Source organism: Allokutzneria sp. A3M-2-11 16 (assembly GCF_024213555.1).
In the GTDB taxonomy this organism is placed as follows: Bacteria; Actinomycetota; Actinomycetes; order Mycobacteriales; family Pseudonocardiaceae; genus Allokutzneria.
On sequence record NZ_JANAVO010000001.1, the window covers coordinates 2,079,536 to 2,100,485 of the forward strand.

Annotated in this window: 17 protein-coding genes; 10 read left to right on the forward strand and 7 right to left on the reverse strand. The window is 70.3% G+C overall.

All coding sequences use genetic code 11. From position 1 onward, the window contains the following. Positions 1–202: 202 nt before the first annotated feature. Both NLX83_RS10375 and NLX83_RS10380 read right to left on the reverse strand, forming a co-directional pair. Positions 203–1,597, reverse strand: coding sequence for an AMP-binding protein (locus NLX83_RS10375; protein WP_254234613.1), 1,395 nt, complete (start codon positions 1,595–1,597; stop codon positions 203–205). 193 nt (positions 1,598–1,790) lie between these two features. After that, a complete protein-coding gene (locus tag NLX83_RS10380) occupies positions 1,791–2,915 on the reverse strand; it encodes a hypothetical protein (RefSeq protein WP_254234614.1) in 1,125 nt (374 codons plus the stop codon). Between the two features lie 185 nt (positions 2,916–3,100). On the opposite strand from NLX83_RS10380, the gene NLX83_RS10385 reads away from it, so the two are divergent. From NLX83_RS10385 to NLX83_RS10395, 3 genes are all read left to right on the forward strand, one after another. Next, the gene (locus NLX83_RS10385; protein WP_254234615.1) at positions 3,101–4,198 is read left to right on the forward strand and encodes a DegT/DnrJ/EryC1/StrS family aminotransferase; all 1,098 of its coding nucleotides are present in this window, start codon (positions 3,101–3,103) and stop codon (positions 4,196–4,198) included. Beyond that, positions 4,195–5,166: a Gfo/Idh/MocA family protein gene (locus NLX83_RS10390; protein ID WP_254234616.1), complete on the forward strand. Its 972-nt coding sequence runs from the start codon at positions 4,195–4,197 to the stop codon at positions 5,164–5,166. The genes NLX83_RS10385 and NLX83_RS10390 overlap by 4 nt, the downstream gene beginning before the upstream one ends. Before the next feature lie 198 nt (positions 5,167–5,364). Then, positions 5,365–5,772, forward strand: coding sequence for a hypothetical protein (locus tag NLX83_RS10395; RefSeq protein ID WP_254234617.1), 408 nt, complete (start codon positions 5,365–5,367; stop codon positions 5,770–5,772). Here the strand turns inward: NLX83_RS10395 and NLX83_RS10400 are convergent. Then, complete coding sequence (locus NLX83_RS10400; RefSeq protein ID WP_254234618.1) at positions 5,751–7,391, reverse strand: hypothetical protein; 1,641 nt, start codon at positions 7,389–7,391, stop codon at positions 5,751–5,753. The genes NLX83_RS10395 and NLX83_RS10400 overlap by 22 nt on opposite strands. Positions 7,392–7,508: 117 nt before the next feature. On the opposite strand from NLX83_RS10400, the gene NLX83_RS10405 reads away from it, so the two are divergent. After that, a complete protein-coding gene (locus tag NLX83_RS10405; RefSeq protein WP_254234619.1) occupies positions 7,509–8,411 on the forward strand; it encodes a hypothetical protein in 903 nt (300 codons plus the stop codon). A gap of 93 nt (positions 8,412–8,504) precedes the next feature. After that, on the forward strand, positions 8,505–9,179 hold the full coding sequence (locus NLX83_RS10410; RefSeq protein WP_254234620.1) for an ATP-binding cassette domain-containing protein: 675 nt from the start codon (positions 8,505–8,507) through the stop codon (positions 9,177–9,179). A 351-nt stretch (positions 9,180–9,530) separates the two neighbouring features. On the opposite strand, the gene NLX83_RS10415 is transcribed toward NLX83_RS10410, so the two are convergent. Then, positions 9,531–11,753 (reverse strand): hypothetical protein, encoded by a 2,223-nt coding sequence (locus NLX83_RS10415; RefSeq protein WP_254234621.1) that lies wholly within the window; start codon positions 11,751–11,753, stop codon positions 9,531–9,533. 332 nt (positions 11,754–12,085) lie between these two features. Here NLX83_RS10415 and NLX83_RS10420 point away from each other — a divergent pair, with 332 nt between their 5' ends. Beyond that, on the forward strand, positions 12,086–12,841 hold the full coding sequence (locus NLX83_RS10420; RefSeq protein ID WP_254234622.1) for a glycosyltransferase: 756 nt from the start codon (positions 12,086–12,088) through the stop codon (positions 12,839–12,841). 5 nt (positions 12,842–12,846) lie between these two features. After that, positions 12,847–14,028: an L-2-hydroxyglutarate oxidase gene (gene lhgO, locus NLX83_RS10425; protein ID WP_254234623.1), complete on the forward strand. Its 1,182-nt coding sequence runs from the start codon at positions 12,847–12,849 to the stop codon at positions 14,026–14,028. 252 nt (positions 14,029–14,280) lie between these two features. Here the strand turns inward: lhgO and NLX83_RS10430 are convergent, their stop codons facing one another. Continuing rightward, positions 14,281–15,660, reverse strand: coding sequence for an MFS transporter (locus NLX83_RS10430; protein ID WP_254234624.1), 1,380 nt, complete (start codon positions 15,658–15,660; stop codon positions 14,281–14,283). Between the two features lie 105 nt (positions 15,661–15,765). Between NLX83_RS10430 and NLX83_RS10435 the strand changes: the two genes are divergently transcribed. Continuing rightward, positions 15,766–16,596, forward strand: coding sequence for a helix-turn-helix transcriptional regulator (locus NLX83_RS10435; RefSeq protein WP_254234625.1), 831 nt, complete (start codon positions 15,766–15,768; stop codon positions 16,594–16,596). Here the strand turns inward: NLX83_RS10435 and NLX83_RS40900 are convergent. Together NLX83_RS40900 and NLX83_RS10440 are read right to left on the reverse strand one after the other, a co-directional pair. Beyond that, positions 16,593–16,718: a hypothetical protein gene (locus NLX83_RS40900; protein WP_256563044.1), complete on the reverse strand. Its 126-nt coding sequence runs from the start codon at positions 16,716–16,718 to the stop codon at positions 16,593–16,595. The two genes, NLX83_RS10435 and NLX83_RS40900, sit on opposite strands and share 4 nt — an antisense overlap. An 83-nt stretch (positions 16,719–16,801) precedes the next feature. Further along, positions 16,802–19,249: a GcvT family protein gene (locus NLX83_RS10440; protein WP_254234626.1), complete on the reverse strand. Its 2,448-nt coding sequence runs from the start codon at positions 19,247–19,249 to the stop codon at positions 16,802–16,804. Between the two features lie 75 nt (positions 19,250–19,324). Here NLX83_RS10440 and NLX83_RS10445 point away from each other — a divergent pair, with 75 nt between their 5' ends. Together NLX83_RS10445 and NLX83_RS10450 are read left to right on the forward strand one after the other, a co-directional pair. After that, positions 19,325–20,245, forward strand: coding sequence for a choline/ethanolamine kinase family protein (locus tag NLX83_RS10445; RefSeq protein ID WP_254234627.1), 921 nt, complete (start codon positions 19,325–19,327; stop codon positions 20,243–20,245). Positions 20,246–20,259: 14 nt separating this feature from the next. Continuing rightward, on the forward strand, positions 20,260–20,829 hold the full coding sequence (locus NLX83_RS10450; protein ID WP_254234628.1) for a DUF3558 family protein: 570 nt from the start codon (positions 20,260–20,262) through the stop codon (positions 20,827–20,829). The last annotated feature ends 121 nt before the right edge of the window (positions 20,830–20,950 follow it).

Below are 20,950 nucleotides of genomic sequence, written 5' to 3' on the forward strand. Positions count from 1 at the left end.
TCTTCGTTCGGAACAGCATGCGGCGGCTACCCGTCAACCCTGGTGGGATGCCCGGCGCCGGGACCGGCGACTGCTGGGGCGAGGGCAGCACGCCTCGGGGCGGACCCGGGCACAGTGCTCACCATCTGAAAGACGCCGTTGCGCGCGGACGGTTGCCCGGTGCGCGCGGAAGCGGTGGGATTCACCTCGTTGGGGTAACCGGTCATCGCTCCTCCAACGTGCGGTAGTCGATCTTGCCGCTCGGCAGCAGCGGCAGTCGGTCCACCCGGCGCACCAGGAAGCCCGACACGTGCAGGTGCAGGCGTTCGGCCAGCTCCTTGGCGGCCGCGGTGCAGGACTCGGCGTCCGCGCCCTCCAGCCAGATCACCACCCGGTCCTCGTCGCCGGGCACCGCCGCGGCGAGGCCGTGGCCGCGCAGCAGGTGCTCCAGGTCGTCGAGGTTGACCCGGTTGCCGAAGACCTTGCCGATGCGGCTGAGCCGCCCGGTGATGAAGAGGAAGCCCTCGTCGTCGAGGTAGCCGAGGTCGCCGGTGGCCAGCTCGCCGCGCAGCTCGTCCGGTCCGGCCAGCTCGGCGGCGTTCTCCGCGTAGCCCATCATCACGTTCGGGCCGCGGTAGACCACCTCGCCCTGGGCCTGGGCGGGCTCGCCGGGCAACGGCCGGATGGAGAACTCCGCGCCCGGTAGTGCCTGGCCGACCGAGCCGATCTTCGCCGCCAGTCGTTCCGCCGGCAGCACGGCCATCCGCGTCGTCGCCTCGGTCTGGCCGTACATCACGTACATCCGCCCGCCCGCCGCTTCGATCCGCCCGGCGAAGTCGGTGAGCCGGTCGGTCCGCAGCCGCCCGCCCGCCTGGGTAAGCGTGCGCAGCGCGGGGTGGTCGGCCGGGTCGAAGTCGACCTGGTGCAGCAGTTCGTAGTGGTAGGGCACGCCGGCGAGGGACGTCGCGCGGTGCTCGTCGACGGCGCGCCAGAACGACGGCGCGGTCACCCCGTTCGGCTCGATCAGCACGGTGGCGCCGACGACGAGGTGGCTGTTGAGCACGGACAGGCCGTACGCGTAGTGCAGCGGCAAGCTCGTCGGCGCGACCTCGCGCGCGTCCAGCCGCAGCGCCTGCGCGATGGCCCTGGCGTTGGACAGCACGGCGGACCGGGAGAGCCGGACGAGCTTGGGGTTGCCGGTCGAACCGCTCGTGGACAGCAGCACGGCGAGGTCGGGGTGTGGCTCGACGCCGTCCGCGCCGGTGCGCACCCACGCCGGGCCGGTCAGGTCGGCCGGGGTGTAGCCGTCCGGGACCGCCACCACCGGGTCGACGCCGAGCACCGCGGCGGGCTGAAAACGTTCGACGAGATCGTTCAGCGGTTCCGGGTCGAGGTCGGGGGCGAGCACCGCGACGGCGCGCCCCGCCTGGAAGGCGCCCAGGTAGCGGAGGGTGCTCGGCAGGTCGACGGCGGTCAGCGCCAGGATCACCCCGGCGGGCAGGGCCGCCAGCTCCCCGGCGACCACCGCGATCCGGGCCTGCAGCTCCGGCCCGCCCAGCTCCGTGCCGGTCGGCGCGTCGATCAGCCGCGCGCCGTCGGCGACCAGCGGGCTGCTCACCGGGCGACCGCCACCGGGCGTCCGCCTTCGTCGAGCTTGGGGCTGAGATCAGTCACAGTTTCCGCTCGTCCCGTGCGTGTGCGTGCCAGTCCGGCCCATGGAGGCTACCGGCCGCCCTCCGGCGAAACGCAGCCGGTCCTGCTCCGTTCGGCGGGAAAAGCGGCGATTAGGACACCTGGGTGAAAGTTGTGTGCTATTCGCCTTGCACGCTGCGATGGCCTTCGGACCAGGGCCATGAGCCGCCGAAACCCAGCTCCCGCAGCGCGCTCGGCGAGCAGTTCAGCACCAGCGGCCGCAGCGCCTCCGACGAGGGCGAGGACGCGAGGGGCTGGGGCAGTCGTTCCACCCCGACAGCGATGGCGCTGCCGTCCGGCATGCCCAGCACCCCGTTCAGCGTCAGCCTGCCGCGCGGGCCGAGCGGGCGGGGCGTGCGCAGCCGGTGCCACGCCCGGGTGCCCAGGTGCGCGGCGTAGGCGTCATCGCCCTCGGCGTAGCCGACCGCCATGCGCCCATCGACCGCGTTGAGCTGGCCCTCGTCGCCCGGCGACGGGGTGATCCGCCAGCCGGAGCCGGTCCACGCCATGGTCAGCGGCGAGCGCACCCCGGCCTCGTCGGTGCGGTAGCCGACCGCGACCACGTCGCCGCTGTCCGGGAGAACCGTCACGTCCTGCAGGCTGTGCTCCATGCCGAGCTCGGACGGCGTGGCGAAGCGCTGCCAGTAGTCGCCGTCGAAGCGCAGGACCACGGCCGTTTCCAGGCCGTTCGCGAACGCCCAGCCCACCGCCCACACGTTGGTGGCGGAGGTGCCCGCGATCCCGGACAGGCCCCAGTGCTCGCCGATGTCCGGCAGCGGCAGCTCCGCCCAGCGACTGCCGTCCCAGCGCTGGACCAGGCCGCGCCGGTGGCTGTCCGAGCGGCGGCAGAGGTCACCGACCGCCCACACGTCGTCCGGGCCGAACTCCGCCATGCCCAGGTAGGAGCCGTGCGAGTCGGCGGGGAAGGGGGTGTCCACCTGCCGCCACCCGCTGCCGAAGTGGTGCAGCATCCGGCCGTTGTCGCCCGCCGCCCAGATCTCGTCGCCCGGCGCGGTCAGCGCGGTGACCCGGCCGATGTCCGGAACGGGGGCCTCCCGCCAGACCGCGCCGTCCCGCCAGAGCGCCTTGGTCAGGTGGCCGGTCCTGGTGACCAGGAAGCCCAGCGCCCACACCCGGGTCGCGGTGCTCACCACACCGGTGAGCACCGCGTTCAGCTGCGGGGTCCGCTCCTGCTGCCACAGGCGCGTCGCCGTGCCCTTCCCGGGCGCTCGTGAAGGCTCCATCACCTGTGTATTCGCTCGAGGGGCCCGCAACGTTCGCCTCCCGGCAGCGTGTCGTGTGCCATATCCCTGCAACGGGGGAGGACGCCCGCCATGACGCCGGGGCGGCCCACCACCGGGGTGACCGGCGATACATCGGTAACGTGGCCGATTGCCATGTTGGTCCTGCCGAGCCGAAAGACGAGTGAATGATCCCCATCACCGTCGTCGACGTCGCCGACGCGGAACCGCTGGTCATGGAGGTCCTGCGTTCGGGCGTCATCGCCCAGGGCCCGATGGTCAAGCGGTTCGAGGATGCTTTTGCCGAGGTCGCTGGCGTGCGCCACGCGATCGCCGTGAACAGCGGCACCACAGCGTTGGTCGCCTCGATCCAGGTCCTGGACCTGAAGCCGGGCGACGAGGTCGTCACCTCACCCTTCACCTTCGTCGCCACGCTGAACGCGATCCTGGAGGCGGGCGCGACCGCGCGCTTCGCCGACATCTCCGAGGACGACTTCTGCGTGGACCCCGACGCGGTCGCCGCCGCGATCGGGCCGAGGACCAAGGTCCTGATGCCGGTGCACCTGTACGGGCAGATGGCCGACATGAGCCGGCTCGCACCGCTGGCCGAGCGCAACGGCCTTGCCATGGTCGAGGACGCCGCGCAGGCGGTCGGCGCCAGCTTCGCCGGGAACAAGGCGGGCAGCTACGGCCTCGGCTGCTTCTCGCTCTACGCGACGAAGAACATCACCACCGCCGAGGGCGGCGTGATCACCACGAACGACGACGAGCTGGCCGACCGGCTGCGCGTGCTGCGCAACCAGGGCATGCGGGCCCGCTACCAGTACGAGGTCGCCGGGCACAACTACCGGCTGACCGACCTGCACGCGGCCGTGGGCATCCCGCAGCTGGAGAAGCTGGCGAGCGTGACGGAGCTGCGCCAGCGCAACGCCGAGGCGCTGTCCAAGGGCCTGGCCGACGTGCCCGGCCTGCGGCTGCCGCAGGTGCTCGCCGACCGCACCCACGTCTGGCACCAGTACACCGTGCTGGTCGGCCCGGACGCCGCGGTCGACCGGGACGAGCTGTCGGCGAAGCTGACCGAGAAGGGTGTCGGCAACGGCATCTACTACCCGAAGGTCGTCTTCGACTACGACTGCTACCGGGACCACCCCGGCGTGATCGCCTCCGACGTGCCGGTCACCGCGCGCGTCGCCCAGCAGGCGCTGTCGCTGCCGGTGCACCCCAAGCTGACCGAGTCCGACATCGACAAGATCGTCGGCACCGTGAGGGAGGTGCTCGGCGCATGAGCAACCCCAGGATCGCCCTCATCGGCGGCGGCCAGATGGGCTCGCTGCACGCCCGCGTGCTCGCCCAGTCCGCCCGCGCCGACTTCGTCCAGCTGATCGAGCCGCGCCAGGAGTCCGGCAAGCTGCTGGCCGACAAGCACGGCGCGGCGTGGGCCCCGGACTTCGACGGTCTGTCCAATGTGGACGCCGTGGTGATCGCGGCGGCGACCGAGGCGCACTACGCGCTGGCCAAGCGGGTGCTGGAGCTGGGAAAGCCGCTGCTGGTGGAGAAGCCGCTCGCGGCCTCCTACGAGCAGTCGGCCGAACTGGTCGCGGAGTCCGAGCAGCGCGGCCTGCCGCTGCTGTGCGGTTTCCTGGAGCGGTTCAACCCGGCCGTGCTCACCGCGAAGCAGTTCATCGGTGACGTGGTCCAGGTCAACGCGACCAGGCACTCGCCGTTCGTCTCCCGGATCAAGACCGGTGTCGCCACCGACCTGCTGATCCACGACGTGGACCTGGCGATCGGGTTCACCGGTCAGGAGCCGGACTCGGTCAAGGGCTCCTTCGGCTACTTCCACAGCCAGTCGAAGTCCAACCGGTCCGAGGACAGCGCCGACGCCACCATGTCCTTCACCAACGGCGCGCTGGCCACCATCTCGGCCAGCCGGATCAGCCAGCGCAAGATCCGCGAGATCTCGGTGATGGAGCTGCACCGGCTGATCGAGATCGACCTGCTGCGCAAGGGCATCACCATCTACCGGCACGTCGCCGACTCGCCCGCCTCGGACGGCGTCGGCTACCGCCAGCAGACGGTCATCGAGATCCCGTCCATCCAGCACAGCGCGGAGCCGCTGGCCGCGCAGCTGGACCACTTCCTCAACCTGCTCGACACGGGCGCCGGGGTCGACGCGGAGCGCAAGGCGATCCTGCCCGCGCACCGCGCCGTGCACGAGGCGACCGTCTCGGCGACGGCGGTCGCGGCCGTCTAGCTCCGAACCACGCGAAACGCGGCGGTGAGACTCGTTCTCACCGCCGCGTTTTGTTTTGCGAGCAGTTCTCGAATTCGAGGTTGATCAAGATCACGTCAATCGAACGCATTTATTGACGTTTGCTTGAGGATTGCCAGCGTTTCCGGGCTGAGTAGTGTCGTCGCTGTCCCCGTTGGAACTCGTTCTTGTGAGGAAAGCGTGCGTATTTCAATTCTGCTCCCCGTGGTCGCCGCCGCGGCGCTGTCGGTCGGCTTCACCGGTACCGCGAGCGCCGCACCTGCCGGTATGCCCGAGGCCTGCAAGCAGTTCGCCGAGCTGGTGCAGGCCCCGCAGGCCGCGTTCCAGATGACGTGGACCGAGGGCGGCAGGAAGATGAGCGGCTGGAAGTGCGCGGTCGCGGGCGAGAAGAACCCCAAGGTGTGCGAGGTGGACGAATTCGGCAACACCGCGAAGGTGCTGGCCGTCTGGGTGGCCGGGAAGTCCGAGCTGAAGTTCTACAAGGGCCTCGGTGACCACAAGTTCGTTGAAGCCTACGGCCCCACGGGAAATGTGACTCAGCTCCCCAAGCCGATCACCGTCGACGGTTACTGCGCGACCCGGGGCTGAGCCGCCCACACCCCGGAGAACGGACCGCACGCGATGCGCCGCCCGTTGAGCCCACTGCTGATCCGCGCCTCCAGATCGGTGTAGCCGGTCGCCTGGAACAACACGAGGTAGTCACCTCCGGTGTTCAGCCTCGGCACCGTGTCGAGCATCCGCTTCGACGCGTCCCCGACGAGTTCCAGCGGTAGCGGCCAGTCCAGTGGGAACGGGTTGCGCAAACCCAGTGCCGGATAGACGAAGGCGTTGTCCGGCAACACCGCGACGCGGGTGGCGGGGTGGGCGCGCACGCACTCCTCGATCTGCTCGACGTAGCGGTACATCGACGGGTTCGTCCGCAGCCCGTTCAGGGTCGGGGCGATCCGGCCGAGGCTCGCGGAGAGCTCCCACTGCGGACGGTCGCGGTACGGCGAGGCGTCGTGGGCGTCGACGACCAGCTTGGACGTGCCCAGCAGCAGGACGAGCGCCATCGCGACGCCGCCCGCCGGGCCGAGCGAGCACCTGGGCAACTGGGGCGAGAGCAGCCACAGCACGCTCAGCGCGAGCGTTCCGCCGAGCAGGGTCGGTGAGTCGTACCCCCAGGACAGCGCGGACATCAACGCCAGTGCCACCACGGCGAGCGCGCCCTGGGGCGCATGCGCGTCGAGCACCCAGCGGGCCACCACGGCGAAGATCAGCACCCACAGCAGCACCATGCCCCAGTCGCCGGACCGCAGCATGTCGCTCTGCACGACCACGAGCAGCACGACCGCCGCGGCGACCACGGCCGGGATCATCGCGGTGTCCTTGCGCCGCAACAAGACCACGGCGATGATGCAGCCGGCCGCCCAGAGCATCGCGGTCATCGCCTCCGGTGCTTCCCAGACGGTGAAGGCGCGCTGCGGCCATGCTCCGTGCGCGCCGCCGAGCTGCTCGACCATCGGCCGGAGCCCGCCGGAGAGGGCGACGAAACCGCCGTAGCCCAACGGGAACGCGCTCGTCCACAGAATGTCCAAAATGGACAGACGATGCCGCAGGAACAGGTAGGTCAGGGTGCAGGCGGCCGCGAAGACGAAGCTCTGCTTGGTGAACGCGGCCATTCCGAGCAGGAACAGCCCGCCGTACCTGGGCAGCGCCCCGCCCGACCGCAGGCCCGCGCGCAACGCCCACCAGCCGCAGGCGACCAGGAGGATTCCGTCGATCGTGTGCCAGGCCATCAGCGGGAACGTGTGCAGGTTGACCAGCGCCGCCGCGGCGACCAGCCCGGTGAACAGCGGTCCCCAGGTCCGCACGGCGCGGCCGGTGACCAGGGTCGCCAGCGCGATGGTCGCCACCGTCAGCTCGATCATCGCGATCAACGCCGAGACCAGGAACAACGGGCCGGGCACCAGGAAGTCCACAGTGTGCAGCAACGCCGAGCCCAGCGGCCGCGCCGAGACGACGTCGCGGTGCGGGACCTCGCCGTGCAGCAGGCGCCAGCTCAGGGCGAGCGTGAAGCCCTGGTCGGTGGGGTGGAACCCGAACCGGCCGATCCGCGCGACCGCCCAGCCGCTGAGCAGCAGCACCCAGGCGGTGTGCGCCGCGGGCCGCAACCAGGTGGTGGGGAGCACAGCGGACCGCGCCCGCAGTGCCGTCGAGGCAAGCATGACCCCTTACACCGTCGAGGGGTTCATTCGGTTGCCACGAGTTCTCGTTTCGTCCAGGGCCGAACTGAAATGTCTTCGCGTTCTTCGGTCCTCGGATTGATGCTTTATATTCCGCTCGTGCGCCGCTCCATTGTGGTTCTTTCCACCGCCGCCCTTGTCGCCGGTTTCTCGCCCGCGGCTCTCGCCGAGCCGCTCGCGCCCGCGGACATGACCGCCGCGGTCGCCGTCTATGACCGCCAGCGCGATCGGTTCACGGTCGAGCGGGATGCGGACAAACCGTTCCGCTCCGCTTCTGTGGTCAAATTGCTGATCGCGCTCGACCACCTGTACCAGCACGATCCCGAGCTGGTGCTGGAGAAGGCGAAGACCGACGCGGCGCGCAATGACATCCTCTACCTGCGCGCGATGCTGCGCGGGAGCTGGGATTACGCGGCCAGCGTCTTCTGGGTGCGCGGCGGATATGCCGACATCCTCAAGCGCATGGTGGAACGCATCGGCCTGAAGGGGACCAAGCCGCCGGAGAAGCCCGGAATGTGGGGCTACACCTCGGTCACCCCGCACGACATCGTGCGCGTCTACAACCACATTCTCGACGACGCCCCGGCGAAGTACCGCGACTTCATCATGACCAACATCCACATGTGGGAGAAGTGCGGAGAGGACGCGTGGGACCAGTCCTTCGGAATTCCGCGCGCCTTCGGCAAACCGTGGAGCGCGAAGCAGGGGTGGTCCGCGTGGGGCGCGACCCCGCCCGCCGGGCAGGACTGCGCGCTCGGTGCCGCGCGGATGGCGGCGGGCCCGCCGGTGCCCGCGGCCAAGGAGGACGTGGTCGACCTCAGCAGCCCGCTGCTGCACACCACCGGAACGGTCGGCAAGGACGACCGGAGCGTCGTGGTGGTGTTCTCCACCTTCCCCAAGGGCACGACCTGGAAGGACGGGTCCGACCGCATCACCAGGTACACCCGGAACCTGTTGCCGTACGTGCCCGGCGCCCGCCCCGGCAAGCCCTCCGGTATTTGAGAACTTGACCCCGGTCTATACGCCGAATGGGTGCAGTTCTACGCTGTGTGACCGCACGTAGTAATCGGATTCCGGTGCGGAAGGCATCCCTCGATGACCGAGACAGCGATCGCCACCACCAAACTCGGCAGGCAGTACGGCGCCAAGTGGGCACTTCGAGACTGCACCCTGCGGATTCCCGCGGGCCGGGTGGTCGGCGTCGTGGGCCCCGCGGGCTCTGGCAAGTCGACCCTGATGAACGTGATGGTCGGCCTGCTGCACCCGACCGAGGGTGAACTCGAACTGCTCGGCGAGCGCGTGGGGCCGACCAGCGTGCTGGAGCGGGTCGCGCACATCGCCAAGGAGGACGCGCTCTGCCGCGGCTTCAAGGTGGCCGACCTGCTCACCGCGGCGCGGCTGTTCAACGCGCGCTGGACGCAGCGGATCGCCGAGGACCGGCTGCGCGAGCGCGGGATCGCCCTCGACAGCAAGGTCGGCGAGCTCTCCTGCAGCCAGCGGGCCCAGGTCGCGCTGACCGTCGCGCTGGCCACCACGCCGGAGCTGCTGATCCTGGACGCGCCGGTGACGGGCCTGGACCCGTTGGCGCGCAAGGAAACCGTGTCCGCGCTGCGGGCCGCGCAGGCCGAGACCGGGTGCACCGTCGTCGTCTCCGCCCAGACGGTCACCGAGCTGGACGGGCTGTGCGACTACCTCGTCGTGCTGGACGAGGGCCGGGTGCTGATGGCCGGTGACGTCGACGACCTGGTGCTGACCGGCCCCGCCGCTTAGACGCTGTCCCGTAAGCCACCCAAGCGCCGCACACCAAGTAAACTCTGCTCGTGCACCTCATCCGCCTGCTCACCCCATCCGGGGCGGCCGCGGTCTAGAGAACCCCGTTTCGTACTCTTAACGGGAAAAAGAGCGCTCCCAAATCCCGTTAAGAGTACGAAACGGGTTTTGGGCTGCCCTGCTGATGTTCTGGGCGGGCGAGCGCGGGGTGGGGTCGCGATCGCTACCGACCACTGACAGGACACCGCCTGGCCGCGTTTCGGGCGCATAGCGGGCGATCGGGCGCTGCTTGCACCCGCTATGCGTCCAAAAGGGTCCTGGGGCGGGGTTCCGGCGTGGGGCCGGGCGCGGTCAGGCCCGCCGTCGACGGACCGCGGTGAACACGCTGAAGCCGATGCCGAAGAGCAGGCCGATGCCCAGCAGCGGGATGCCGAGGCCCCATCCTGGCGGGAAGTAGCTCAGCCGCAGCGTGCCGTTGGCCGCCTGCGGGAGCTCGACCTGGATCAGCCCGGCCGGTCCCTGCCTCACCTCGACCGGCTTGCCGTCCACCTCGGCCTTCCAACCGGGCCAGGCCAGCATCGCGAAGGTCATCCGGCCGCCGCCGGAGTACTTCACCGACTCCCCGGTGAACCCGGTCGAGCGGTCCTCGCTGATCCGCACGCCCGGCGCGGCGTAGGACACCCGCCCGTCCGGCCAGTCGATCTTCGCGTTGCGGTGCAGCACGTTCACGATGTGCGTGGTCTGCCGGACCGACCAGCCCGCGGGGGGCTTCGCCGGGTCGAAGTCCGGAACGTAGTCGTTGAGGATGACCACGGTCTCCAGGCGCATCAGGTCGGCCAGCGTCTTGCCGCCGTTTCCCGGCTGCTTCTGCCACAACCGTTGGTAGGCAACGGGTTCCGTGGCGCCGTGGTACTCCATGTCCAGTTCCTCGGCGAAGGCGGTGAAGCCGATGCCGGTGTAGCTGTTCTGCGCCTTCACCCCGGCCACGTGGTACATGTTGCCGAACAGCAGGTCCCGCCACGCGCCGTCCGGGCTGTAGCCGTGCCGTCCGATCGCCGGGTAGATGTCCGCGATCTGCAGGGTGTTCCCGGTGTAGCGGTCGGCGAAGCGCTTCTCCAGCTCGGCCACGTTGGTGGGGAAGAACCACGGCGTGATGTTGCCGTTGTGCGGCATCACCAGCACCTGCATCAACAGCACCAGCGCGGTTCCGGTCACCAGCACCGGGGGCAGCAGCTTCGCGCGGTGCTTGAACACCACCCACACGGCCGCCGCGGTGCCCGCCGAGACCAGGAGGAAGGCGGCGGCGTGCCACTCCACGTTCTGCGGCGTGGTCGCCCACGCCTGGTAGGTGCCGACGAAGATGATCGCGGCCGATCCGAGCGCCCTGCGCCGCCACTGGCTGGTGCGCAGGCCCACCGACAACGCGATCGCCACCAGCACGAGCACCGGCAGGAACACGTACTGGGTCAGCCGCGCGGGCCAGCGGAACAGCCACAGGTCCGACGGCGCGATCGCCATCAACAGGTAGATCGTGCCGAACAGGAACAGGCCGAAGCGCGTGCGCAGCCCGGCTCGCATCGCGCGGAAGGACAGCCACGGCGCGAGCGGCAGGATGAACCACGCCAGGTAGGTCATCGGGAACGTGGTGAACGTCGGGTCGAACATCTCGATGCGCGGCAGGTAGGTCGGCGAGGACATCGTGGCGAGATCGCCGATCCCCGGGACCATGAAGCCGTTGTTGAAGACCCCGGCGGGCTTGCGCCAGGTCACCGCGGCACCGGTGAGCAGCGGCAGGAACGCCACCAGGCCGGTCAGCCCGACCGAGCCACCGAGCATCACGATCTGCCAGAACCGCTTGATGTCCTTGATCAGCAAGCGTTCCACGCCGATCACCAGCAGCACCACGATCACGCCGAGCGCGCCGTAGGGGTTGCCGGTGGTCATCGCGAGCGCGCCGAAGAGGAACGGCACGATCGGGTTCAGCAGGCCGCGGGAGAACCGGCGCAGCGACCACCAGAAGTGCGTCAGGTAGGCGAACCCGATCAACCCGGCGATCCACGCCGAGGCGTCCACGTAGAGCGTGTAGCCCGAGACCGGCAGCGAGATCGCGACGATCGCCGCGGCGAACTCCTTCGCGCCGTACTCGCGGGCCAGGAAGTACACGCCGAGCGCGAGCACGATCAGGAACTCGACCTTGACGATGGTCGCCGCGAGCGCCAGGTCGGGCAGCAGCGCCACCAGCACGTAGTTCAGCAGCGAAACCGGGTTCCACAGGCTGATCTGGGCCTCGCCCGCGAGGTTGCCGCCCATCCACATGTCCGGGCGCAGCACCGGCCAGTCCCCGGACAGCAGCTGCTTGCCGATCTCGTGCCAGTACGGCAGGAAGGCCGCGGCCGAATCGTCCCAGAAGTAGAAGATCGGGTTCTTGATCAGCGGGAACAGCGCGAGCAGGCCGACGACCGCGGCCACCACCAGCGGGGTGCGCAGGCCGCTCAGCCGCTCCGGCGGGTGCTGGCGGTGCTCCTGAGCGGGGGGAGGCGTGTCCGCGTCGCTGCGGGTCTCCGTCGCCGTCACGGGGGTCCTTCCTGGGGCTGCGCGTCGCGCAACCGGCTGCGTGGGCGTGTTTCACAGGTCCGTGTTCGCGATAGCCGGGCCGAGCCCGCCCCTGGCGGCGTCTCGGCGAAGGCCACGTACAACACCGGTACGCGTCCTCCCCCGAGTCTTGCCAGGAACGACCCCGATCCCGACTCTCATCGAACGAGACCTATGAAACACGCCCGTGGATCGGGGCCGGGGCCCGTAGTGGGTCAGCTGCGGAAGGGCCCGTCGAGGCTCCGTGTAAGGTCTGGGCCGCCGTAGCCGGACTTTCACGTCCACCGGCGGCCATATCGTGCCAGGGAGCTCCAGTGCCGACTTCAGGGACCACCATCTCGCTCAGCTACGTGGTGCCGGCGCACAACTGCGCCGCCATCATCGAAGCCACAGTACGGGAGCTGGGTGAAAGACTCAGCGGTGGAAACGCCGAGATCCTGGTGGTGCAGAACGGTTCCACCGACGAGACGCCCGAGGTCCTCGCGCGCATCGCCGCGAACTGGTCGGTGCCCGGCGTCGAGTTCCGTTCGCTCACCAGTGACAAGGGTCTCGGCAACGCGCTCAAGCTCGGCCTGCTCTCCTCCCGCGGCGAGGTCGTCGTCACCACCGCGGACGACCTGCCGTTCGGCTTCGACGAGTACGAGGCCGCGCTCAAGGTCGACCTGAACCGCTTCCCCGTGGTGGTCGGCTCCAAGGCGCACCCGCAGTCCGAGGTCGGCCGCGGCGTCGTCCGCTGGGTGGCCACCACCGGGTTCCTGGTGCTGCGCACCCTGGTGCTGGGCATGCGCACCCGCGACCCGCAGGGCACCTTCGTGCTCAACGGCGACTGGGTGCGCGAGATCGCGCCGCGCCTGGAGGAGAAGGGTTTCCTGCTCACCACCGAGCTGATCTACATCGCCGAGCGGCAGGGCGTGCGGACGGTCGAGGTGCCGGTGCGGCTGCGCGCCTCGCACGGCGAGCACGGGACCCGGATCAAGCTCGCCGACGTCTGGTACATGGGTGTCGGCCTGCTCAGCGTGCGCCGCAAGCACCGCAGGACCGCGCGCCTGTCCGCGACAACCAGAGTCTGACGCCAGTGCACGTCGCGATCGTCGGGGGCGGCATCGTCGGGCTCGCGGTGGCGCACGAGCTGGCGACGGTCGGCGGGCACCAGGTCACGGTGCTGGAGAAGGAATCCGACTGGGCCACCCACCAGACCGGGCACAACAGCGGCGTGATCCACGCCGGGCTGTACTACAAGCCGGGCAGCCACAAGGCGAAGATGTGCGTCGCGGGCAACGCCTCGATGGTCGAGTTCGCCCGCCGCAACGGCGTTGAGGTCAAGGTCTGCGGCAAGCTCGTGGTGGCGACCTCGCCCGCCGAGCTGCCGCACCTGCGGGTGCTGGAGGAGCGCGCGGTCGCCAACGGCGTTCCCGCCGACTTCCTGGACGCCTCCGACGCGATGGAGATCGAGCCGGAAGCCTTCTGCGTGGCCGCGTTGCACGTCCGGAGCACGGGCGTGATCGACTACCGCGAGGTGTGCAACGCGCTGGTGGCGCGGGTCCGCGCCCGCGACGCCGATCTCCGCACCGGTACGACGGTTCGCGGTATTTCGTCCACTGTGGACGGTGTGGTGCTCAGCACGACGGACGGCGAGCTCAAGGCCGATTTCCTGGTCAACTGCGCGGGACTGCACAGCGACCGGGTGGCCAGGATGGCCGGTTTGCGCCCCACCGCTCGGATCGTGCCCTTCCGCGGTGAGTACTACGAGCTCCGCGCCGAGCGCCGCGATCTGGTGCGCGGGCTGATCTACCCGGTCCCGGACCCGCGCTTCCCGTTCCTCGGCGTGCACCTGACGCGCATGCTCGACGGCACGGTGCACGCGGGCCCCAACGCGGTGCTCGCGATGCGCCGCGAGGGGTACCGCCGCCGCGACGTGACCCCCCGCGACCTGGCGGGCACGCTCGCCTTCCCGGGTTTCTGGCGGATGGCCCGCAAGCACGTGCGCACCGGCATCGACGAGATGGCGCGCTCGGTCTCCCGCAAGCGGTTCGCGGCCAGCCTCGCGCGCCTGGTCCCGGCGATCACCGCGGACGACCTCGTCCCCGCGGAGTCCGGCGTCCGGGCCCAGGCCCTCAACCCGGACGGCAGCCTCGTCGACGACTTCCTGATCGAGACGGCACAGCACCAGGTGCACGTGCTCAACGCGCCTTCCCCGGCGGCGACGAGCGCGCTGGAGATCGCCCGGCACATCGCCACCCACGTTCCCGCCGACTAGGCCGTGTCCTGCGAGGCCCGCCCGCACTCCGCGCACCACGTAAACTGAGCCCATGCACTCCACGCGCCCGGCCACCCCATCCCCCGCGCGCGTGGTCTAGAGAACCCCGTTTCGTACTCATAACGGGAAAAAGAGCGCTCCCAAATCCCGGCAAGAGTACGAAACGGGATTTTGGGCTGCGGTGGTGATGTTTGGGGCGGCGAGCACGGGGGGCGTCACGGTTGCTGGTGACGACGTGCAGGACGCGGCCGACTAGGTCCTGGCGAGCACGGTGCCGCTCGCCGCTGCCAGCACCAGCAGCCCGGCGAGCAGGCCGAGGGTGACCGAGATGGCGTGCGCTCCGGGCGCCAAACCCAGGTAGACGCTGCCGAACGTCGCGACACCGACGACCTGGCTGAGCTGCAACGTCGTGGTCAGCAGCCCGCTGGCGTCGGCGGCCTCGGCGGGCGGCACGTGGCGCAGGGAGTTGCCGAGCAGCGGGCTGAAACCGATGCCGATCGCCGCGCCCCAGACCGCCAGCGCGCCGATCACCGCGATGCCGCCGTGCCCTCCGGAAGCGAAGCCCGCCGCCACGACCAGGCAGGCGATCGCGCTGATCACCAGGCCGACCGGGGTCAGCCAGCGGTGCGCCCGCTTCGGCAGGCGCTGCCAGTAGAAACTGCCGAGGCCGAATGTGAGGCCGAAGGCGGTGAAGGTCAGCGCGGCGCGCAGCGGGGTGTCGCCGAGCCCGACCTGGAGGTGCAACGCCGCGCTGAACAGGAACGCGCCATAGGCCACGATCGCCAGCGCCAGGGTCATCAGTCCGGAGCGCACTCCGGGCACCCGCAGCACGCCGAGGTTCAGCAGCGGGTCGCGCACGCGGCGCTCGACGCCGACGAAGATCACCAGCAGCAGCGCGCCCAGCGCCATCACCGGGAACGTCCACCCTGGCCAGCCCTGTTCGTGCCCAAGCACCAGCGGCGTCACGACGAGCAGCACCCCGGGCAGCGAGAGGGCGAGCCCGGCCAGGTCCAGCCTGCGCGTGCCGCTGGGCCGGTCGACCGGTGCGACGCGGGCGACCAGCGCGAACACCGCGAGGCCGATCGGCACGTTGATCAGGAACACCGGCCGCCAGCCCAGGCCGAACAGGTCTGCCTCGATCAGCACGCCGCCGACCAGCATCCCGGCCACGCCGCCCGTGGCGAGGACCGCGGAGTACGCCGACAGCGCCTTCGCCCGCGCCGCCCCGGTGAACCGCAGCTGGATGACGCTCATGATCTGCGGCATCATCAGCGCCGCCCCGGCGCCCTGGGCGAACCGCGCGATGACCAACGTCATGGCGGTCGGGGCTAGCCCGCACAGCAGCGAGGTGGCGGTGAAGATCAGCACACCGGTCCGGAAAAGCCTGCGCGTGCCATAAAGGTCGCCGAGCCGCGCTCCGGTGATCAACAGCGTCGCGTAGCTCACCGTGTAGCCCGCGACGACGAGTTGGAGCTCGCTGCCGGACGCGGTCAGGTCGGCGCGGATGCTGGGCAGGGCGACGTTGACGATCGTGACGTCGAGCAGCGCCATGAACTGGCCGAGCAACAGTGTGCCGAGCAGCAGCCAGCTGCGGCGGTCGGTGCGTGCCGGTGGCTCGCTGACAGTGGTCATGGCAACCACCGTGCGGCCCGGAGCGACGCGTTACCGAGAGCTCATCGATGCTGGTAGTGCCACTACCACCGTCGCGATGTCGGTCCCTGGTGCCACACTCCGCCCGTGACCACCACCATGGGGAGACGGCGCACGGCGCTCGCCGAGTTCCTCAAGGCGCGCCGGGCGCGGATCGACCCCGCCGACGTCGGCCTGGAACCGGGCGGGCGGCGCCGGACCGCGGGGCTGCGCCGCGAGGAGGTCGCGCTGCTCGCCGGGGTCGGCCTCACCTGGTACACGTGGCTGGAGCAGGGACGGCCGATCAACGCCAGCTACCAGGTGCTCGACGCCATCGCCCGCACGCTGCTGCTGGACGCGCCCGCGCGCTGGCACCTCTACCACCTCGCCGAGGCGACACCGGCCCGGTTCGCCACACCGGCCGCCGAGGTCCCGGAGTCGGTGCACGTCGTGCTGCGCTCGCTGGACCCGCTGCCCGCAGTCCTGCTCAACGCGCGGTTCGACATCCTCGCGTCCAACGCCGCGCACGAGGAGATGTTCTTCGGCTGGCACAGCCTGCCGTGCGTGCACAAGAACCTGCTGTGGTGCTGCGTCACCGAGCCGCTCGCGCGCGAACAGCTGGAGAACTACGACCAGGTGCTGCCGTACTTCGTCGGGCGGTTGCGCGCGGAGTACGCGCGGCACGTCGACGACCCGGAATGGGAGGAGGACATCCGCAGGCTCAGCGAGCTGAGCGAGGAGTTCCGCGAGCTGTGGGCGCGGCACGACGTCGCCGCTCCCACGCCGACCTGCCTGCGGTTCCGGCACCGCGCGGCCGGCACGCTGAGCTTCGTCAACCACGAGCTGGTCGTCGAGGGCGCGGGTGATCTCCGGATCAGGGTCTACACCCCCGCCGACGACCTCACCTGGCAGCGCCTCCCCGCCACGCGCACCGGCTAGACCGGCGCGACCAGGCCCGGGAAGCGGCCCCGGCCCTCGCAGGAGCGGCAGGGGCGGACCTCGTCCAGGGTGCTCGGGCGCCCCTCGGTGATGCCGCAGCGGCCGACGCTGCGCTCTCGCATGCCCAGGCAGCCGGGACAGAGCGTGTGGGCCGTGGTCGCTCGATTGGGGGTACTCACGAGAGTCGAAGGTACCGACTCGTCGCTCACTGTCGAACGCGTTCCCCCCGGGGATCGAAGAGCGGCTGCTTGGAGACGACGGCCGGTACCCAGGTGCCGAACAGTTCGACCTCGGCGCGGGTGCCCGGCTTGGCCAGCTCGACCGGCAGGTACGCGTAGGCGATCGACGCGCCGACCGTGTAGCCGTAGCCACCGGAGGTGACCCTGGTCAGCACCTTTCCGTCGACCCGGACCGGTTCGCTGCCGAGCACCACGTGCCGCGGGTCGTCGAGCACCAGGCACGCCAGCTTCCTGGTCAGCCCGCGCTCCCTGGCGGCGATCAGGGCGTCCCGGCCGAGGAACGGCTTGTCGAGCTTCACGCAGAAACCGAGCCCTGCTTCGTACGGGTGAACCTCGGGGGAGAGGTCGGAGCCCCAGAGCCGGTAGCCCTTCTCCAGGCGGAGGCTGTCGATCGCCCGGTAACCGCCCGCGACCAGGCCGTGCTCCTCCCCGGCCGCCCACAGGGCCCGCCACAACGCGGCGCCGTACTCGGCCGAGCAGTACAGCTCCCAGCCGAGTTCGCCGACGAAGGTCACCCGCAGCGCGCGCACCGGAACGTCGCCGACCGTGGTCTCCTGCGCGGTCAGGTACGGGAACGCCTCGTTGCCCAGGTCCGCCGGGGTCAGCGGGGCGAGGATGTCGCGGGCGCGCGGCCCCCACAGCGCGAAGCACGCGAACTGCCCGGTGACGTCGGCGATCCGGACGTCGGGGCCCGCGTGCTTGCGCAGCCAGCCCATGTCGTGCGAGCCGAACGCGGTGCCGGTGACGATCATGAACTCGTCCTCGGCGAGGCGGGTGACCGTGAAGTCGCACTCGATCCCACCGCGGGCGTTCAGCGCCTGGGTGTAGGTCACCGCGCCGATCTCGCGCGCAACATCGTTGGCGCACAACCAGTTCAGCAGTTCCGCGGCGCCGCGCCCGCTGACCGAGATCTTGGCGAAGGACGACTCGTCGAACAGCCCGGCGCGCTCGCGAGTGGCGATGTGCTCGGCGCCGATCGCCGGGGACCAGTTGCGCCCCGCCCAGTCGTGCGGCCGCAACGAGGCGTCTCCACCGTCCACATTGGACTCATACTGGTTCACCCGCTCCCAGCCGGACTTCTCGCCGAAGGTCGCGCCGTGCTCGACGTGCCAGGAGTACGCGGGGGACACCCGCAGCGGTCGCCCGGCGGAGCGCTCGCGGTGCGGGTACGGGATGTCGTAGTAGGTCTCGTAGTTCTCCACGACGCGCTTGCGGGTGTAGGCGGGGGAGCCGTAGTGCCTGCCGAAGCGGCGGATGTCCATGTGCGAGACGTCCAGGCCGGGATCACCGCTGACGATCCACTCCGCCATCACCTTGCCGACGCCGCCCGCGCCCGCGATGCCGTGCGCGCAGAAGCCCGCGGCCACGAAGAACCCGCCGACCTCGGTCTCGCCAAGGCAGAACTCGTTGTCCGGGGTGAACGCCTCCGGGCCGTTGATCATGCGGCGGACGCCGATCGTGCCCATGACCGGGACGCGCGCCTCGGCGTTCGCGCCGATCTCGGTGAACCGGTCCCAGTCCTCGGAGAGCAGTTTCCCGTTGAAGTCGGCCGGAATCGCCTCGAACGCGGCGCCGCTCTGCGCCCACGGCCGGGAGTCGCGCTCGTAGCCGCCCATCAGCAGCCCGTCGACCTCCTCGCGCCAGTACACGAGGTTGTCCGGATCGCGCAGCGTCGGCAGGTGCGTGCCGTCGCGCGGCCGCACCGGATCGGTGACCAGGTACTGGTGCGACATCGGCACGATCGGCACCCGGACCCCGGCCATCCGCCCGATCTCCGCGGCGAACATGCCACCGCAGTTCACCACGATCTCCGCCTCGATCTCGCCGGAGTCGGTGCGCACCCGGTGCACTCGCCCGTCCCGCAGGTCGATGCCGAGCACCCTGGTCTTGGTGAAGATCCGCACGCCGCCCGCCCGCGCGCCCGCCGCCAGCGAGTACGTCAGCTGCGACGGGTCCACGTAGCCGTCGGTCGGCAGGTACGAGCCGCCGAGCACGCCGTCGGTGCTCATCAGCGGGAACAGCTCCTTGGCCTCGGCCGCGGAGATCTCCCGCAGCGGCAGGTCGAAGGTGCGCGCCCAGCCGATCTGGCGGCGGGTCTCCTGCAACCGCTCCGGCGTGCAGGCCAGCCGGATGCCGCCGCAGGGCACCCAGCCGACCGGGTGCTCGGTCGCCTCCAGCTTCGCGTACAGCTCAGCCGAATAGGTGTTCATCCTGGTCAGCGTGGGGTCCGCGCGCAGCTGGCCGACCAGCCCGGCGGAGTGGAAGGTGGAGCCGCTGGTCAGCTCGGCGCGGTCGAGCAGCACGACATCGCGTTCGCCCAGCTCGGCGAGGTGGTAGGCGATGCTCGTGCCGCCGACGCCACCGCCGATCACGACGACGCGGGCGCGGGCGGGGAGCGTTCGGTCCGTGGCCACGCCCCATTCGTACCGGGCCGCCGCCCCCGGCGGAACGCCTTGACGCCAGAAGATCACCCGCACGACACTCCCGCGATGGACATCTCCGACGTGCTCGCGCTGGTTCCGGGGTGGGCCGGGAAGCCGGTGCACCGGCTTCCCCTGGTCGGCGGGCTGAGCCACCAGGTCGGCCTGGTGCGGGTGGATGGCGCGGACTTCATCGTGCGGGTGCTCGACCCGGCGGTGTCCGAGGCCGGGCTCGGCGTGCCGCTGGAGCAGGAGATCGCCAACACCGTGCGCGCCGCGGAGTCCGGCGTGGGCGCGGCCGTGCTGCACGTGCTCGAAGAGCCGCCGACGCTGGTCCTGGAGTACCTGCCGGGCACCACGTTGTGCGCGGCCGACGTGCGCGATCCCGCGCGCATCACCAAGATCGCCGCCGCCGTCCGCGCGCTGCACACCGGGACCCGGCCGTTCGTCAACGACATGGACATCTTCGACAAGCTCGCCCAGTTGCTCGGGTTGTGCGACGAACACGGGCTGACCGTGCCGGAGGACTACCGCGAGCACCTGCCGCTGGTCGAGGACGTCCGGGCGGCGCTGTCCGCGTCACCGCTGCCGAAAGCGCCGTGCCACAACGACCTGCTCGCGGAGAACTTCATCGAGACCGGCGACCGCGTACGCATCGTCGACTACCAGCTGAGCGGGATGAACGACCCCGGGTTCGAGCTGGGCAACATCGCGGCCGAGTCGCAGCTGACGCCGGAGCTGACCGAACTGCTGGCCCGTTCGTACTTCGGCGCGGACTTCGGAGCGGGGGCGTTGGCGCGGGTGCGGCTGTTCTCGATCATGTCCAACTTCACCTGGACGCTGTGGTTCTGCATCCACCACGGGCTGCTCGCCAGGCCGGGCAGCGATTTCGACTACTGGGGCGAGGCCGCCGCGAAGTGGGGCCGGGCAAAGGCCGCATTGACCGGTAACGAGCTGGGCCGGTTGCTTGACCTGGCCCGCCGAGGGTGATGGACACTCGTCGGGTGAGGCGTACATCCCTGATCGCTGCCCTGCTCGTCATCGCGTCCGTCGCCGCGGGCTGTGCCCAGCCGGTGCGCGGTGAGGCGCTGGCCGGGCCGACGCCGAGCACCACCCCCACCCGCGCGCCGGGCTCCGCGCCGTTCGACCCCTGCAAGATCGTGACCTGGGCGGACTTCCCGCTGGAGGTGCGTCCGCAGGTGGACATCGCGCCGCGGCACCGGCCGCCGAACCCCCAGGCGCCCGACGAGGTGTTCGCCGACGGGTGCTCCTTCGACAACAACGAGCTCATCCCGTTCAAACCGTTCATGGCGCTGGTCATCTGGGGCTCGATCACCAAGATCAGGGTGGATCCGAAGAACCCAGCGGACAAGCCAATGATGTACGGCAACCGGCGCGGAGTGCAGACCGCGGACGTCGACGAGAAGGGCCAGAAGGGCTGCGTCACCCGCTTCACCCTGGACTACGGCCAGGTCGCCGGGATCTCGCTGACCAACGGCCGGTTCCCCGAAGTCGACCCGTGCAAGGTCGTCGACGGCCTCGCCGAGAAGATCGTCCAGCGCCTCGATTCCTGACACCGCCTACACTCATTCCATGCCCACCACCCCGTGTGCCCCCTCATCCTGAGCCGGTGTGGTCCAAACCAATCCCGTTTCGTACTCATAACGGGATTTGGGAGCGCTCTCTTTCCTTTTA